Raw genomic sequence first — 15875 nt, 5'->3', positions numbered from 1 at the left:
GGGCCACCCCCGCCTCTCCCGCCTACGCCAGGCCGCGCTCCCGCAGGTACTCCAGCTGGGCCCGTACCGACAGCTCGGCCGCCGGCCACAGCGAGCGGTCCACGTCCGCGTACACGTGGGCGACGACCTCCGCCGCCGTCCGGTGGCCGTTCTCCACCGCCGTCTCGACCTGGGCGAGCCGGCTCGCCCGGTGCGCGAGATAGAACTCCACGGCCCCCTGCGCGTCCTCGAGGACCGGCCCGTGCCCCGGAAGCACCGTCCGCACCCCGTCGTCGACGGTGAGCGAGCGCAGCCGCCGCAGCGAGTCCAGGTAGTCGCCGAGCCGCCCGTCCGGATGGGCCACCATCGTCGTCCCGCGCCCCAGGATCGTGTCCCCCGTGAGCACCGCCCGGTCGGCGGGCAGGTGGAAGGAGAGCGAGTCCGAGGTGTGGCCGGGCGTCGGGACGACCCGCAGCTCAAGGCCGCCGACCGTCACCACGTCCCCCGCGCCGAGCCCCTCGTCGCCGAGCCGCAGCGCCGGATCGAGGGCCCGTACGGCCGTCCCGGTCAGCTCGGCGAAGCGGCCCGCGCCCTCGGCGTGGTCCGGGTGGCCGTGGGTCAGCAGGGTGAGCGCGACCCGCTTGCCGAGCTTCTCGGCGGTCGCGATCACCTGGCGCAGGTGGGTGTCGTCGAGCGGACCGGGGTCGACGACGACGGCGAGGTCGGAGCCGGGCTCGGAGAGGAGCCAGGTGTTGGTGCCGTCGAGGGTCATCGCGGACGGGTTCGGCGCGAGGACGTTCACGGCGCGGGCGGTCGCGGGACCGGAGACCACGACTCCGCGCGGCTGGCCCGGCAGGGCCGCTGCGTCGCTCATCGCTCACCGCCCATCGGAATGATCTTGGTGAACTCCTCGTGACCCGGCCAGCTCAGGACCAGCTCGTCGCCCTCCACGCGCGCGTGGGCGAGCACCGGGGTCAGATCCTGCTCCCCGGCCCCCGCGAGGGCATCGCCGGCCGTCCCGTACCGCTCCAGGCTCCGCAGGGTCGAGATCGTCGGCGGCATCATCGTCAGCTCGCCCCGGTCGTAGCCGGCGGCGGCGTCCGCGGGGCGGATCCAGACGGTCCGGTCGGCCTCGGTGGAGGCGTTCCGAGTGCGCTGCCCGGTCGGCAGCGCGGCCACGAAGAACCAGGTGTCGTAGCGGCGCTGCTCGAACTCCGGCGTGATCCAGCGGGCCCACGCGCCGAGCAGGTCGGAGCGGAGCACGAGCCCCCGCCGGTCCAGGAAGTCGGCGAAGGACAGCTCGCGGGCGACGAGCGCCTCACGGTCCCGCTCCCAGTCCTCGCCGGTCGTGTCGCCGACGACGCCTTCCTCGGTCTCCCCGGCGAGCAGGACGCCCGCCTCCTCGTACGTCTCGCGCACGGCGGCGCAGACCACGGCCTGGGCCTGCGCGGGGTCGTCGAGGCCGAGCCGGGCCGCCCAGGCCTCCCGGGAGGGCCCCGCCCAGCGCACGGGCTGCTCGTCACGGGGGTCGACACCGCCGCCGGGGTAGGCGTACGCGCCGCCCGCGAAGGCCATGGAGGTACGGCGGCGCAGCATGTGGACGTCGGGTCCCGCGGCCCCGTCCCGCAGCAGCAGGACGGTCGCGGCGCGGCGGGGGGTCACCGGGGTGAGCTCGCCGGCGGCGAGGGCGCGGATCCGGTCGGGCCACTCGGGCGGGTACCACTGCCCGTTCGCCCGCTGGGGCCCGCCGGACGGCTCGGGCCGCCCCGCCGGCTCCGCCGGACTGAGCTGCTCCGACGACTCCGAAGGCTCTGACGGACTCAGCTGCTCCGACGACTCCGACTGACTCGGCTGCCCGAGCTGACCGCTCGGCTGCTCCGGCTGACCACTCGCCTGCTTCGGCTGACCATTCGACATGGCCGGATGCTATGCGCAAGCACAGGAATGCACGAGAGCCGATCCCCTCGCACGGAGGGAACCGGCTCTGCGTCGCGTACGGACGTACGACAGGCGGTCAGGCGTCGACGAGCTCCACCTGGACCTCGACCTCGACCGGGGCGTCGAGCGGCAGCACGGTCACGCCGACGGCGCTGCGCGCGTGCACGCCCTTGTCGCCGAGGACGGCGCCGAGCAGCTCGCTGGCGCCGTTGATGACGCCCGGCTGTCCGGTGAAGTCGGGGGCGGAGGCGACGAAGCCGACGACCTTCACGACCCGCTTGATCCGGTCCAGGTCACCGGCGACGGACTTCACGGCCGCGAGCGCGTTCAGCGCGCAGGTGGCCGCGAGCTGCTTGGCCTCCTCGGCGGTGACCTCGCCGCCGACCTTGCCGGTCAGCTGGAGCTTGCCGTCCACGATCGGGAGCTGGCCCGAGGTGTAGACGTACACGCCGGACTGCACGGCCGGCTGGTAGGCGGCCAGCGGCGGCACGACCGCCGGCAGGGTCAGGCCCAGCTCGGCGAGCTTCGCCTCGACGGCCCCGCTCACGACTTGGCCCGCTTCAGATAGGCCACGAGCTGCTCGGGGTTGTTCGGCCCGGGCACGACCTGGACGAGCTCCCAGCCGTCCTCGCCCCAGGTGTCCAGAATCTGCTTGGTCGCGTGCACCAGAAGCGGCACCGTGACGTACTCCCACTTGGTCATGGGCCCGACTGTATCCGCTGCCGCTCGGCCGCTCGTCGAGGCGGCCCCTGAAGCCTCCCCTAGGGAGCTTCTCCGGGGCGGCCACCTGATTGGGTACCGCCGCCAGTGGTTAGGCTCGACAACGTGAGCAGGCTTCAGGTCGTCAGCGGCAAGGGCGGTACCGGTAAGACGACGGTCGCCGCCGCCCTCGCGCTCGCCCTCGCGACGGAGGGCAAGCGCACCCTCCTCGTCGAGGTCGAAGGCAGACAGGGCATCGCACAGCTCTTCGAGACGGAAGCCCTTCCGTACGAGGAGCGCAAGATCGCCGTCGCCCCCGGCGGCGGGGAGGTGTACGCGCTGGCGATCGACGCCGAGCGCGCGCTCCTCGACTACCTCCAGATGTTCTACAAACTGGGCGGGGCGGGGCGGGCCCTGAAGAAGCTCGGCGCGATCGACTTCGCGACGACGATAGCGCCGGGCGTACGGGACGTCCTGCTGACCGGCAAGGCCTGTGAGGCGGTCCGGCGGCGCGAGAAGCACGGCGGCCACACCTACGACCACGTGGTCATGGACGCGCCGCCCACCGGCCGCATCACCCGCTTCCTCAACGTGAACGACGAGGTGGCGGGCCTGGCGAGGATCGGTCCGATACACAACCAGGCGCAGGCCGTCATGCGGGTCCTCAAGTCCCCGGAGACGGCGGTGCATCTCGTGACCCTCCTGGAGGAGATGCCGGTCCAGGAGACGGCGGACGGCGTCGCGGAGCTCCGGGACGCGGAACTGCCCGTGGGCCGCGTCGTGGTGAACATGGTCCGGCCACACGTCCTCGACGAGGCGGCGGTACGGGCCGCCTCCGGCGACCACCGGGAGGCGATCGCCGGGGCGCTGGCCTCCGCCGGCGTCAGCGGCGGCATGACGCTGGTCGAGCCGCTGCTCGACCAGGCGGGCGAGCACGCCCGGCGGGTGGAGCTCGAGCGGGCGCAGCGGGCGGTCCTGGACGGCATCGGCGTCCCGTCGTACGAGCTTCCGTTCCTGGGGGACGGGGCGGACATCGCGGGGCTCTACCGGCTGGCGAAGGAACTGCGGAGGCAAGGGGTGGGCACGTGACGGTGAAGGCAGCGGGCCCCGGGGAGGGCGGCCTCGACACGGCTCCGGCCCTGGAGGCCGACGGGGCTCGGCTCGTGGGCTCCGACGCGGCTCCGGTCCTGGAGGCCGACGGGGCTCGGCTCGTGGGCTCCGACACGGCTCCGGTCCTGAAGACCGACGGCGCTCCGGTCGTGGACTCCGACACGGCCCCCGGCTCTTCCGGGCTCGACGCCGTGCCCGTCCTCGAGCTCGATCCGCTGATCGACGACCGGGGGACCCGCATCATCGTCTGCTGCGGCGCCGGCGGGGTCGGCAAGACGACGACGGCCGCGGCCCTCGGCGTACGGGCGGCGGAGCGCGGCCGGCGGGTCGTGGTCCTCACCATCGACCCGGCCCGCCGCCTCGCCCAGTCGATGGGGATCGACTCCCTCGACAACACCCCGCGCAAGGTCGACGGCATCAAGGGCTCGGACGGCGGTGAACTGCACGCCATGATGCTGGACATGAAGCGGACCTTCGACGAGATCGTCGAGGCGCACGCGGAGCCCGACCGGGCGCGGGCGATCCTGGAGAACCCCTTCTACCAGTCCCTGTCCGCCGGATTCGCCGGTACGCAGGAGTACATGGCGATGGAGAAGCTGGGTCAGCTCCGGGCCCGCGACGAGTGGGACCTGATCGTCGTGGACACCCCGCCGTCCCGGTCCGCCCTGGACTTCCTGGACGCGCCGAAGCGGCTCGGGTCGTTCCTCGACGGGAAGTTCATCAAGCTGCTCATGGCGCCGGCGAAGGTGGGCGGCAGGGCCGGGATGAAGTTCCTCAACGTCGGCATGTCGATGATGACGGGGACCCTCGGCAAGCTGCTCGGGGGTCAGTTCCTCAAGGACGTGCAGACGTTCGTCGCGGCCATGGACACGATGTTCGGCGGCTTCCGTACCCGCGCCGACGCCACGTACAAGCTGCTCCAGGCCCCGGGCACGGCCTTCCTCGTGGTGGCAACGCCGGAGCGGGACGCGCTGCGGGAGGCCGCCTACTTCGTGGAGCGGCTGGCCGCCGAGGAGATGCCCCTGGCCGGTCTCGTCCTCAACCGGGTCCACGGCAGTGGTGCCGCCCGACTTTCGGCCGAGCGGGCGCGGGCCGCCGCGGAAAATCTTGAGGAGGGGCGCATTGTGGATCAGGGGGGCGGGAAAGCTGATCGCAGTGGCTCCCCGGCCACGGAGCACGAGCCGTTCGACCTCGCCACCGCCGCCGCAACTCCCGTACCCGAGGCTGCCCCCACAGCCGACCCGGCACAGGAAACAGACGTGGACGTACGACATCTCACCGCGGGACTCCTGCGCCTGCATGCCGAGCGCATGCGGGTGCTCGCGCGTGAGCAGCGCACGCGTGACCGCTTCACGGCACTCCACCCCGAGGTGGCGGTGACCGAAGTGGCGGCCCTGCCCGGCGATGTGCACGACCTCGCCGGGCTGCGGGCCATCGGTGACCGGCTCACGGCCGGTCGGAGACCTTCGGCCTGACCCCTGACGAGGTCCTAGCCCACCGCGGCGTACGCCTCGTACGTCGCGTCGTCCTCCATCGCCACGGGCAGCAGGCCCGCTCCCCGCTCGTACTCCGTGCGCGCGGTCTCCAGAAGCCGGCGCCACGAGGTGACGGTCGGCCTGCGGCGCAGCAGAGCACGGCGCTCGCGCTCCGTCATGCCGCCCCACACACCGAACTCCACGCGGTTGTCGAGGGCGTCGGCGAGGCACTCGGTCCGCACCGGGCATCCGGTGCACACCGCCTTTGCCCTGTTCTGTGCCGCTCCCTGCACGAAAAGTTCATCCGGATCGGTAGTGCGGCAGGCCGCCTGCGCACTCCAGTCAGCTACCCAGCCCATACCGGCGCCGTCCTCTCCCGAATCGAGGCTCCCCCACGGCGGCAGCGGCATATTCACCGCTGCCAGTTGGGACGTTACGGAAGGTGGGCACAGCGCAACACCCCCTTCGGGCCCAATCTTGGATGGCCCGAACGGACTATGCGTGCGCGTCAGATCACCCAGGGGAGTGATCGAAGGACATGCGTGTGATAGCGGACATATCGCCTGGATACGCCCTTCCTCGACGGGGTCACTTCGGACACCGCGTGACGCATGAGCCGGAAACGGACACGAGCTTCCCCTGTTTCGGGGTCAGGGGAATTCATGTCGATGTCACACCCGGGTCTTGATGCCAGACCGCACTGCTGTGACAGTTGGGAGCAGCTTAGGCCAAGGCATATACGTGTGTCCGGCGAATGAGAACGTAGGCGCCTCACCTGCCATGCCGTCGCACCGGCCGGCCGTGCGCGGCCTCCGGATGTCACGGTCTGGTACTCGAACGCTCCGAGAGGCACCCGCTCCTGCGGATCGCACATCACTACGGATTAGGCTGCCTCTCATGGCAAACATGCGCTCGGGCGGTGGTCTGACCGGGACCCAGCAGGCCGCCAAGTTCCTTGGTGTCAGTGTGCTCGCGGGAGCCGTGCTGGCAGGGATCGCCCTGCCCGCGGCCGGTGCGCTCGGGCTGGCCGCGAAGGGCACGGTCGAGGGGTTCGACGAGATCCCCTCCAATCTGAAGACCCCGCCGCTGAGTCAGCGCACCACGATCCTCGACGCCGAGGGCGGTCTCCTCGCCACGGTGTACTCGCGGGACCGGAAGGTCGTGCCGCTGGAGAAGATCTCCCCGTACATGCAGAAGGCGATCGTCGCGATCGAGGACGGGCGCTTCTACGAGCACGGGGCCATCGACCTCAAGGGCGTGCTGCGCGCGATCAACCGCAACGCGCAGGAGGGCGGGGTCGCGCAGGGCGCGTCCACGCTGACCCAGCAGTACGTGAAGAACGTCTTCGTCGAGGAGGCCGGTGACGACCCCGAGAAGGTCGCGCAGGCCACCCAGCAGACCATCGGCCGCAAGGTCCGCGAGCTGAAGTTCGCGATCCAGGTCGAGGAGGAGCTGGGCAAGAAGAAGATCCTGGAGAACTACCTCAACATCACCTTCTTCGGGCAGCAGGCGTACGGCATCGAGGCCGCCTCCCAGCGGTACTTCTCCAAGCACGCCGCCGACCTGAGCCTGGGCGAGGCGGCGATGATGGCCGGGCTCGTCCAGTCGCCGAGCCGCTACGACCCGATCAACGACATCCAGGAAGCCACCAAGCGCCGTAACGTGGTCCTCCAGCGGATGGCCGACGTGAAGGACATCAGCCAGGCCGAGGCGGACAGGGCGAAGGCGGCCCCGCTCAAGCTGAAGGTCAAGTCCCCGAAGAACGGCTGCATCACCGCCGTCGACGGCGCCGGCTTCTTCTGCGACTACGTCCGCAAGACGATCCTCTCCGACCCGGTCTTCGGGAAGACGGCCGAGGAGCGCCAGAAGCTGTGGAACCTGGGCGGCCTCACCGTCAGGACCACGCTCGACCCGCGCGCCCAGGCCGCCGCCAACGACGCCGCCGTCGCGAAGATCAACAAGGACGACCCGGTCGCCGCCTCGGTGGTGCAGGTCCAGCCCCGCACCGGCAAGATCCTCTCGATGGGCCAGTCCCGCCCGTACGGCCTGGACCAGAAGCAGCACCAGACGACGCTGAACCTCGCCGTCGGCAGCAGGATGGGCGGCACGACGTACGGCTTCCAGGTCGGCTCGACCTTCAAGCCGATCACGGCGGCGGCGGCGCTGGAGAAGGGCATCAGCCCGGCGACGAGCTTCGACACCCCGTGGAAGATCAAGATCCCGGAGAGCGACTACACCGGCTGCGACGGCAAGCCGGCGGGGTACAACACCTGGGAGATCGGCAACGAGGTCGAGTCGGAGAAGGGCGCGTACGACATGACCAGCGCCCTCGGCAAGTCCATCAACACGTACTTCGCCAAGCTGGAGCAGATGACCGGCCTCTGCGAGACGCTCACGATGGCGAAGAAGGTCGGGTACGAGCGCGAGCTCGGCAAGAAGCTCAAGGAGCTGCCGGCCGTCACGCTCGGCTCCCAGGAGAGCACCCCGCTCGACATGGCGGCGGTCTACTCGACCTTCGCCAACCGCGGCATCTACTGCACCCCGGTCGCCATCGAGTCCGTCAAGGCCGCGAACGGCGACAAGCTGAACGTGCCGCAGACGAAGTGCACGCGGGCGATGAGCGAGCGCACCGCCGACCTGATCAACCAGATGCTGAAGGGCGTCGTCGAGGACGGTACGGGTACCAAGGCCGGCCTCAGCGACCGCGACAACGCGGGCAAGACCGGTACGACGAACGACCGCAAGGACGCCTGGTTCGTCGGCTACACGCCGAACCTGTCCACGGCGGTCTGGGTCGGCGACGACGTCGGCGAGAAGAAGTCGATGTACGACATCACCATCGGCGGCGTCACGTACGACAAGGTCTGCGGTGGCTGCCTTCCCGGCCCCATCTGGAAGATCGCCATGACGGGCGCCCTGGACGCCTCCGAGACGCCGCGCTTCGCCCCCATCTCCGTACCGCGGGCCGAGAAGCCCAAGGACAAGGAGAAGGAGGGCGACGAGGGCCCGAACAAGCCGCGGAAGCCGGCCGACGGCAAGCCGGGCGACACCACCGGGCCGCTCCCCGGGATCACGCTCCCGACGGACCTGTTCGGCGGCGGCGGACGCGGTAACGGCAAGCCCAACGGCCGCTGACGCACCGGACCTGACCGTACGAGGAAGGGCGCCCCACCTGACCGGTGGGGCGCCCTTCCTCGTACGTACTCCCGCGGATCAGCCCGCGAGCAGCTTCTTCACGGAGGCGGCGACCCGCCCGCCGTCGGCCTGGCCGGCCACCTTCGGGTTCACGATCTTCATGACGGCGCCCATGGCACGCGGCCCCTCGGCGCCCGCCGCCTTCGCCTCCTCGACGGCCGCCGCGACGATCCCGTCGAGCTCCTCGTCGCTGAGCTGCTTCGGCAGGTACGCGTCGAGGAGCACGCCCTCGGCCCGCTCCCGCTCGGCGGACTCGGCGCGACCGCCCTGGGCGAAGGCCTCCGCGGCCTCGCGGCGCTTCTTCGCCTCCTTGGCGATCACCTTCTGCACCTCGTCGTCGGAGAGTTCACGCTTGGTCTTGCCCGCGACCTCCTGCTTGGAGATCTCGGTGATGGTCAGCCGCAGGGTCGAGGAGCGCAGTTCGTCGCGCTCCCGGATCGCGGCGTTGAGGTCGGCCTGGAGCTTCGCCTTCAGCGTGGTCATGGGACCAAGTGTGTCAGGTGGTCCGCTCCACCCGCCCGCGCATTTACGCCTCACGGGTCTGCGACGATGGGGGGATGCGCGCACGGTACGGGATCCCCCTGAAGATCACGGCAGGTCTCACGGCGACGGCCGCCGCCGGAATCGTCTACGCGGCCGGCTTCGAGGCCCGCTCGTTCCGGCTCCGCCGTGTGACGGTGCCGGTGCTCCCACCCGGCATGAACGACCTGCGGGTCCTCCAGGTCTCCGACATCCACATGGTGAGCGGCCAGCGCAAGAAGCGGGCCTGGCTCCACTCCCTCGCGGGGCTCCGCCCGGACTTCGTCGTCAACACCGGCGACAACCTCTCCGACCCGGACGCGGTGCCGGAGGTCCTCGACGCGCTCGGCCCGCTGATGGAGTTCCCCGGGGTGTACGTCTTCGGGTCCAACGACTACTACGGGCCGAAGCTGCGCAACCCCGCCCGCTACCTGAGGGAGAAGGCGCAGGGCCGCCACGGCCTCAACGGCAACAAGCCGGTCGTCGGCGCCGTCCACAATCCCTGGGAGGGGATGCGGGATGCCTTCGACGCGGCGGGCTGGGTGAACCTCACCAACACCCGCGGCCGCCTGAAGCTGCCGCAGGCGGACCTCGCGTTCACCGGCCTCGACGACCCGCACATCAAGCGCGACCGGTACGAGCGGGTGGCCGGCGGCCCCGACGAGACGGCCGACTTCACCATGGGCGTCGTCCACGCCCCCTATCTGCGCTCGCTCGACGCCTTCACGGCCGACGGGTACGAGCTGATCCTCGCCGGCCACACCCACGGCGGCCAGCTCTGCGTCCCCTTCTACGGGGCGCTCGTCACCAACTGCGACCTGGACACCGACCGCGTGAAGGGCCTCTCCACCCATTCGGCGGCCGGCCGGACCTCGTACCTCCACGTCTCCGCGGGCTGCGGCACCAACCGGTACACCCCGATCCGCTTCGCCTGCCCGCCGGAGGTCACCCTGCTCACCCTGACGGCCCGCAGCTGACCGCCTACGCCGAGGGACGTACCGCACCCCCGGAGCGGGGCCGTGCGCGGCGCCACGACCCCCCGAATACCGGATTTCGTCTCAGCGCGCGCGTGGGCTAAAGTAATCGATGTCGCCGCGACGTGAACTACAGAACAGCGACATCGGGGTGTAGCGCAGCTTGGCAGCGCGCTTCGTTCGGGACGAAGAGGTCGTGGGTTCAAATCCCGCCACCCCGACAGCCGTAAGACCAGGTCAGGGGCCTGATTCGAGAAATCGGATCAGGCCCCTGAGTGGTTTGTGGGGGTGTTCAGGGGCGGCGCAGTGCCGAGTGGCCGGCGAAGCGGGACCTCGGGCCCAATTCCTCTTCGATTCTGATCAGTTGGTTGTACTTCGCCGTGCGGTCGGAGCGGGAGAGTGAGCCGGTCTTGATCTGGCCGCAGCCGGTCGCCACCGCGAGGTCCGCGATGGTGGTGTCCTCCGTCTCGCCCGAGCGGTGCGACATGACGGCCGTCCAGCCCGCCTCGTGGGCCGTGGCCACCGCGGTCAGGGCCTCGGTCAGGGTCCCGATCTGGTTGACCTTGATCAGGACCGAATTGCCGACGCCGGTGCGGATGCCCTCGCGCAGCAGCGTCTCGTTCGTGCAGAACACGTCGTCGCCGGTGAGCTGGCAGCGGTCGCCGACGCGGGCGGTCAGCTCGCGCCAACCGTCCAGGTCGTTCTCCGCCATCGGGTCCTCGATCGAGACGACCGGGTAGGCGTCGATGAGCCGGGCCAGGTGTTCGGCGTGCTCGGAGGGGGTGCGGCGTACGCCCTCGCCCGTGTAGTCGTACACCCCGTCGCGGAAGAACTCCGACGACGCCGGGTCCATGACCAGCCCGATGTCGGCGCCCGGGCGGTAGCCGGTGCGCTCGATCGCGGCCATCACGAAGTCGAGCGCCTCCTCGGCGGTACGCAGCGCGGGCGCGAAGCCGCCCTCGTCGCCGACGCCCGTGGAGTGCCCCGCGGCCAGCAGGTCGCGGCGCAGGGTGTGGAAGACCTCGCTGCCCATGCGGACGGCCTCGGCGAAGGTGTCCGCACCCACGGGCGCGATCATGAACTCCTGGAAGTCCAGCGGATTGTCGGCGTGGGCCCCGCCGTTGACGATGTTCATCATCGGCAGCGGCAGGAGGTGGGCGTCGGCGCCGCCGAGGTAGCGGTAGAGCGGCAGGCGGTGGGCCGCCGCTGCGGCCTTGGCCGCGGCGAGGGAGACGCCGAGGATCGCGTTGGCGCCAAGGCGGGACTTCGTGGCGGTGCCGTCGAGGGCGACGAGCGCGGCGTCGAGACCCGCCTGGTCCGCCGCGTCCCGGCCGCGCACGGACGCCGCGATCTCCCCGTTGACATGGGCCACCGCGCGGTCGACGCCCTTGCCGTGCCAGCGCGCGGAGTCCCCGTCGCGTAGTTCCACGGCCTCCCGGGCGCCGGTGGAGGCGCCGGAGGGGACGGCCGCGCGCCCCAGGGATCCGTCCGCCAGGACGACGTCGACCTCGACCGTGGGGTTGCCCCGGCTGTCGATGATCCGGCGGGCGGTGACGGTCTCGATGGTGGCGTCGGTGGTTCCGACCGCCTCTGTGGACATGGGAGGTCCTTCCCGTCGTCGTGTGCCGTGGCCCCGGCTGCGACAACGCTGGCGCTGAGCCCGACACCCGAACAGTACAGCAATACTGCGCAGTTTTGCTGTGCAGTTTTGCTGTACAGGTCGGGTGCGCACCTTGCTGACCAGGGGGTAAGGTGCCCTATGCCCACCTCGGAAGCCGCCGCCATCGCCGCCGAACTGCGCACCGCGATGGGCAAGCTCCTCCGGCGCGTCAAGACCGAGGACCGCATCCCGCTGGGTCAGGCCGCCGTGCTCGGCGCACTCGACCGCAACGGCGCCATGACCACCAGCGACCTCGCCGCCGATCAGCGCGTACGTCCCCAGTCGATGGCCCGGGCCGTGGGGCTGCTCATGGACCAGGGCCTGATCACGCGCAGGGCGCATCCCACCGACGGCCGGAAGTCGCTGGTCGAGCTGTCGGACGCGGGCCGGGCCGCGCTCGAAGCGGAGCGGGGGCGCAGGGCGGGGTGGCTCGCACAGGCCATCGAGGCCGAACTCACGGAGGAGGAGCGGGCCCTGCTGGCCCGGAGCGCCGCCCTCCTTGAGCGGCTCGCCACGCGCTAGGGGGCAAGGCACCCCCCAGACGCCTGCTAGATCACCGGCGGGCGGCCCAGGCGGGTCATGCGGCGGACCGTCGACCAGCTCATGGGGTGGCGGGGGCCGCCGGAGCGGCGCACGCCCTCCGCGAAGCCGGCGAACCAGGACGCCAGGCCCGGCAGGGAGCGGGTGCGGGCCAGGGTGAGCAGGGTCCAGACGCCGAGGTAGACGGGGACCAGCAGAGCCGGCAGGTTGCGCTTGGCGAGCCAGACGCGGTTGCGGGCGGTCATCCGGTGGTAGACCGCGTGCCGGGCCGGGCTGGTCTTCGGGTGCTGGAGGAGCAGGGCCGGCTCGTAGATGACCTTCCAGCCCGCGTCGAGGGCACGCCAGGCCAGGTCGGTCTCCTCGTGGGTGAAGAAGAACTCCTCCGGCCAGCCGCCGATCTCGTCGAGCATCCGCATCGACAGGCCGTGACCGCCGCCGAGGAAGGTCGTGACCTCCCCGCCGCGCATCGGGTCCTTCGCCCCGAGGCGCGGAACGTGGCGCCGCTGCGTCTCGCCCGTCTCGTCGGCGATACGGAACGACACGACGCCCAGGGCCGGATCCCCCTCGTACAGGTCGGCCAGACGGCGGAAGACGTCCGTGTCGACGAGCAGACCGTCGTCGTCCAGGTCCACCAGCACGTCGACGTCGCCGAACGCGCGGAGGGTCTCGATGGCGACGTTCCGGCCGCCCGACACGCCCCGGTTCTCCGGGAGTTCCACGCCGGTCACGCCCTCCGGGAGCTCCGGGAGCGTCCCGGTGCCGTTGCCGACGACGACGATCCGGGCGGCGGGCTCGTCCTGCCGGGCCACGGCGTCGAGCAGCGCCCGCAGCTCGACCGGGCGCGTGCCCATCGTCAGTACCGCCACACCCACACGAGGTCGCGTCACGACCCACTCCGTTCCACGCTCACCGGCGTCCGCCGGCACTCACTCCGGGCCGCGATGCTAACCGGACGACGCCATCTCTCGTTCATCCGGACCACGGCCACCGTCCACCGGACGCGCCCACGCGCGCGGGATCGCGGTCACGGAGACTCCGTGCGCGGGCGTCCCCCGACGGGGTGCGGGCGGGGTCCGGGCGGGATCTGGGGGGAGCGCGGCGAAGAGCACGGTCGCGCGGCTCTACGCTGGTTCCCTTCCGTCTAGTTGATCGATCGTCGAAAGGGTGGTCTCCAGGTGCTGGTCGCGGACCGATATCGGCTTCACGTGTGTATCGGCCGGGGCGGCATGGGCGAGGTGTGGCAGGCCACCGACGAGGTGCTCGGCCGGTCCGTGGCGGTGAAGCTGATGCTGGCGCAGTCGACCGACCCCTCCGCCGGTGACCGGTTCCGGCTCGAGGCGCAGACCGCCGCCCGGCTGAGCCACCCGCACGTGGTCGGCGTCTTCGACTTCGGTACGTGGGACGGGAAGCTGTTCCTCGTCATGGAGCTGGTGGAGGGCGACAGCCTCGCCGGAGACACCTCCGATCCGCTGGTACTGCCCGCCGAGCGGGTCGCCGTGGTCGCCGCCCATGCCGCCGCCGGGCTCGCCGCCGCGCACCGGCAGGGTGTCGTGCACCGGGACATCAAGCCGGGGAACCTGCTGGTCGACACCGACGGCACGGTGAAACTGGCCGACTTCGGCATCGCCCGGTTCGTCGACGATCCCTCGGCGGCGCTCACCACGACGGGCCAGATCGTGGGCACGGGGCTCTACCTCGCCCCCGAGCGGGCCCTCGGACAGCCCGCGTCGCCCGCCTCCGACGTGTACTCGCTCGGCTGTGTCCTCTACCAACTGCTCACCGGGCGCCCGCCGTTCCGCGCGGACACGGCGACGGCGCTGCTCTACCAGCACATCGACACCGCCCCCGTGCCCCCCGGCCGGCTCGGGGTGGCGCTGCCGCCCGAGTTCGAGGCGTACCTCCTCAGCCTGCTCGCGAAGCAGCCGGAGCAGCGGCCCCCGGCGCAGGCCATCGCGGACTGGTTCTCCTCCGGCGCCTGGCGCGCCTACCCGCAGGCCGCCCCGGCGCAGCCCAGGACCCACGCCCCGCACCACCACCCCGGTCCCTCGGGCGCCGCCACCCGTCCCACGGGCGTCTCCTCCCACATGCCCGCACCCGTGTCCGCGCCGATGCCGACGCCCGCGGCCATGCCCGGACACGGTCACAGACCCGCGCCGGCACCGGCGCGCAGACCCGTGCCCGCCGGCCCGTCCGCGTCCCGGCGGCGCGAGCGTCCCGCTCCCGCCGGCGGGGGGCTCGCGGAGCTCTCACGGCGCCGTCCCCGGAAGACGGCCGCGGTGGCCGGAGCCATCGCCTTCGTGGTCTTCCTGATCATCGGGATGGCCTGGCTCTCCTGAGATCGGCCCGTACGCAGGCCCCTGCGGCCAGTGCGCTCCCTCAGTACGGTCTCGGCGCCATCACCAGCGGCTCGCCATCCGGATCGGTGATCAGCAGGCAGCGCGGCACGCCGGGCCCCGTGGTCGCCCGTACCGTCACCGTCGTCGGCGGATCGGTCGGCAGCTCGACCGGGACGGTGACCGGACGGTCACCTTCGCCCTTGGCGTAGCCGGTCTCCTTGCCGTCGACGAGGACCTCGACGACGGGCCTGTGCCCGGTCTGGACGGTCACGGACACCGAGTGCCCGCGGTGGTCGATGTGGAAGTGGTGCCGTCGGCTCATGGGTCACCTCCGTACCTCAAGAGTAGGTACGGAGCACCGCTCCCGCCGCTCCCGGAGGCCGCACCGGCCGCACGGTCCTCAGCGGCTCGCCCAGACGAGCACCCCGAGCAGGACCAGGGTCAGGCAGATCCCGAGGTTGACCACCTTGTAGTGGAGGAAGACGGCGACGAACTCGCGGATGGTCGCCGTCGGCCAGAAATAGGCGGCGGTCGGCGAGCCCACCACCTGCCCGTCGAGCCCCGCCCTGCGGGCCGCGAGGGCGGCTCTGAAGGCGTGGAAGTTGTTGGTGACGATCACGCACGAGGAGCCCGGCCGGTCCCGCTCCATCAGCTCCTTGCTGAAGAGCATGTTCTCCTCGGTGGTCCGTGAGCGGTCCTCGCGCACCACCGCCCCGGCCGGGAAGCCCCGCTCGACGAGGTAGTCGGCCATCGCGTGGGACTCGGGGAGCTCCTCGTCGGGGCCCTGCCCGCCGGAGGTGATGAGGACGGGCGCGTTCCCGCCGCGCGCGGCAAGCCGCTCGTACACCTGCCGCCCCCGGTCCAGCCGGCTCGCGAGGAGCGGCGGTACGCGGCCGCCGATCAGGCCGGAGCCGAGGACGACGACGTAGTCGGCGTCGCGGCGGAGTCTCATCCGGCCGTACAGGAACGCGTAGCCGACGAAGCAGACGAAGAGGAAGGAGACGTAGCCGAGGACGAACAGGGTGGTGACGACGATCATGGTCAGGGTCCACGACCCGGTCGTGCCGGCGAACACCGCCAGGGCCATCACGCCGAACATGCCGAGCCCGGCGAGGAGCGAGAGCAGGTTGGCCGGGCGTCTGCCCTCCTTCCGGACCATCTTCACACCGTTGACGCAGAGCAGAGCGGCGAGGACGACCGGGCCGAGGCCGAGCACGAGCAGCGCGACGACCATCACGCTCTCGGCGACCCCGGGCGGGGCGTCGTCGATCCCGGCGAGGAGGGCGATCCCGAGGAAGGTGACGGCGAGGCCGAGGTACACGGCGTTGCCGAAGCGGCGGCGGTCGCGCAGCACACCGACCACGAAGAGCAGCAGGAAGAACGCGGCCGCGGCCAAGGCGAACATCTGCTCATCGTAGACAGCACGACGGACAACACCCCTTACAGCGTT

At 71.4% G+C, this 15875-nt stretch carries 16 protein-coding genes and 1 tRNA gene; 7 read left to right on the top strand and 10 right to left on the bottom strand.

Going from position 1 to position 15875, the window contains the following annotated elements:
- Positions 1 to 22 precede the first annotated feature (22 nt).
- From ACZ4VK_RS33320 to ACZ4VK_RS33305, 4 genes are all read right to left on the bottom strand, one after another.
- Positions 23 to 853: an MBL fold metallo-hydrolase gene (locus tag ACZ4VK_RS33320; protein WP_468360539.1), complete on the bottom strand. Its 831-nt coding sequence runs from the start codon at positions 851 to 853 to the stop codon at positions 23 to 25.
- Positions 850 to 1896 (bottom strand): NUDIX hydrolase, encoded by a 1047-nt coding sequence (locus tag ACZ4VK_RS33315; RefSeq protein ID WP_468360536.1) that lies wholly within the window; start codon positions 1894 to 1896, stop codon positions 850 to 852. Before ACZ4VK_RS33315 ends, ACZ4VK_RS33320 begins: the two co-directional genes overlap by 4 nt.
- Before the next feature lie 97 nt (positions 1897 to 1993).
- Positions 1994 to 2464, bottom strand: coding sequence for a RidA family protein (locus ACZ4VK_RS33310; RefSeq protein ID WP_468360533.1), 471 nt, complete (start codon positions 2462 to 2464; stop codon positions 1994 to 1996).
- The gene (locus ACZ4VK_RS33305) at positions 2461 to 2619 is read right to left on the bottom strand and encodes a DUF4177 domain-containing protein (RefSeq protein WP_015034547.1); all 159 of its coding nucleotides are present in this window, start codon (positions 2617 to 2619) and stop codon (positions 2461 to 2463) included. The genes ACZ4VK_RS33310 and ACZ4VK_RS33305 overlap by 4 nt, the downstream gene beginning before the upstream one ends.
- 123 nt (positions 2620 to 2742) lie before the next feature.
- On the opposite strand from ACZ4VK_RS33305, the gene bagA reads away from it, so the two are divergent.
- Both bagA and bagB read left to right on the top strand, forming a co-directional pair.
- The gene (gene bagA / locus ACZ4VK_RS33300) at positions 2743 to 3705 is read left to right on the top strand and encodes an ATPase BagA (RefSeq protein ID WP_468360530.1); all 963 of its coding nucleotides are present in this window, start codon (positions 2743 to 2745) and stop codon (positions 3703 to 3705) included.
- Positions 3706 to 3875: 170 nt separating this feature from the next.
- Positions 3876 to 5201 carry an ATPase BagB gene (gene bagB, locus ACZ4VK_RS33295; RefSeq protein WP_468360893.1) on the top strand — a complete coding sequence of 442 codons (1326 nt, stop codon included), beginning with the start codon at positions 3876 to 3878 and terminating at the stop codon, positions 5199 to 5201.
- A 14-nt stretch (positions 5202 to 5215) separates the two neighbouring features.
- Here the strand turns inward: bagB and ACZ4VK_RS33290 are convergent, their stop codons facing one another.
- Positions 5216 to 5560, bottom strand: coding sequence for a WhiB family transcriptional regulator (locus ACZ4VK_RS33290; protein ID WP_026058363.1), 345 nt, complete (start codon positions 5558 to 5560; stop codon positions 5216 to 5218).
- 538 nt (positions 5561 to 6098) lie between these two features.
- Here ACZ4VK_RS33290 and ACZ4VK_RS33285 point away from each other — a divergent pair.
- Positions 6099 to 8336 carry a transglycosylase domain-containing protein gene (locus ACZ4VK_RS33285; protein WP_468360527.1) on the top strand — a complete coding sequence of 746 codons (2238 nt, stop codon included), beginning with the start codon at positions 6099 to 6101 and terminating at the stop codon, positions 8334 to 8336.
- A 78-nt stretch (positions 8337 to 8414) separates the two neighbouring features.
- Here ACZ4VK_RS33285 and ACZ4VK_RS33280 read toward each other — a convergent pair whose 3' ends face one another.
- Entirely contained in the window at positions 8415 to 8879 is a 465-nt protein-coding gene (locus ACZ4VK_RS33280; protein ID WP_468360524.1) for a GatB/YqeY domain-containing protein, read from the bottom strand.
- Between the two features lie 74 nt (positions 8880 to 8953).
- On the opposite strand from ACZ4VK_RS33280, the gene ACZ4VK_RS33275 reads away from it, so the two are divergent.
- Positions 8954 to 9892, top strand: a complete 939-nt coding sequence (locus ACZ4VK_RS33275; RefSeq protein WP_468360521.1) for a metallophosphoesterase — start codon at positions 8954 to 8956, stop codon at positions 9890 to 9892.
- 144 nt (positions 9893 to 10036) lie between these two features.
- A tRNA-Pro gene (locus ACZ4VK_RS33270) sits at positions 10037 to 10110 on the top strand.
- Between the two features lie 71 nt (positions 10111 to 10181).
- Here ACZ4VK_RS33270 and eno read toward each other — a convergent pair.
- On the bottom strand, positions 10182 to 11489 hold the full coding sequence (gene eno, locus ACZ4VK_RS33265; protein WP_468360518.1) for a phosphopyruvate hydratase: 1308 nt from the start codon (positions 11487 to 11489) through the stop codon (positions 10182 to 10184).
- A 159-nt stretch (positions 11490 to 11648) separates the two neighbouring features.
- Here eno and ACZ4VK_RS33260 point away from each other — a divergent pair, with 159 nt between their 5' ends.
- On the top strand, positions 11649 to 12071 hold the full coding sequence (locus ACZ4VK_RS33260) for a MarR family winged helix-turn-helix transcriptional regulator (RefSeq protein ID WP_468360515.1): 423 nt from the start codon (positions 11649 to 11651) through the stop codon (positions 12069 to 12071).
- A 26-nt stretch (positions 12072 to 12097) separates the two neighbouring features.
- On the opposite strand, the gene ACZ4VK_RS33255 is transcribed toward ACZ4VK_RS33260, so the two are convergent.
- Positions 12098 to 12976: a glycosyltransferase family 2 protein gene (locus ACZ4VK_RS33255; RefSeq protein WP_468360512.1), complete on the bottom strand. Its 879-nt coding sequence runs from the start codon at positions 12974 to 12976 to the stop codon at positions 12098 to 12100.
- A gap of 288 nt (positions 12977 to 13264) precedes the next feature.
- Here ACZ4VK_RS33255 and ACZ4VK_RS33250 point away from each other — a divergent pair, with 288 nt between their 5' ends.
- Positions 13265 to 14425 carry a serine/threonine-protein kinase gene (locus tag ACZ4VK_RS33250; protein ID WP_468360509.1) on the top strand — a complete coding sequence of 387 codons (1161 nt, stop codon included), beginning with the start codon at positions 13265 to 13267 and terminating at the stop codon, positions 14423 to 14425.
- A gap of 40 nt (positions 14426 to 14465) precedes the next feature.
- Here the strand turns inward: ACZ4VK_RS33250 and ACZ4VK_RS33245 are convergent, their stop codons facing one another.
- Both ACZ4VK_RS33245 and ACZ4VK_RS33240 read right to left on the bottom strand, forming a co-directional pair.
- The gene (locus ACZ4VK_RS33245; protein WP_468360506.1) at positions 14466 to 14747 is read right to left on the bottom strand and encodes a hypothetical protein; all 282 of its coding nucleotides are present in this window, start codon (positions 14745 to 14747) and stop codon (positions 14466 to 14468) included.
- A gap of 78 nt (positions 14748 to 14825) precedes the next feature.
- Positions 14826 to 15830 carry an ElyC/SanA/YdcF family protein gene (locus ACZ4VK_RS33240; protein WP_468360503.1) on the bottom strand — a complete coding sequence of 335 codons (1005 nt, stop codon included), beginning with the start codon at positions 15828 to 15830 and terminating at the stop codon, positions 14826 to 14828.
- Positions 15831 to 15875: the final 45 nt, after the last annotated feature.

The sequence above is a fragment of the Streptomyces sp. NPDC028711 genome (assembly GCF_055565415.1).
The sequence above is the reverse complement of the archived record's forward strand: the minus strand, read 5'-3'. Positions and strand labels throughout refer to the sequence as shown.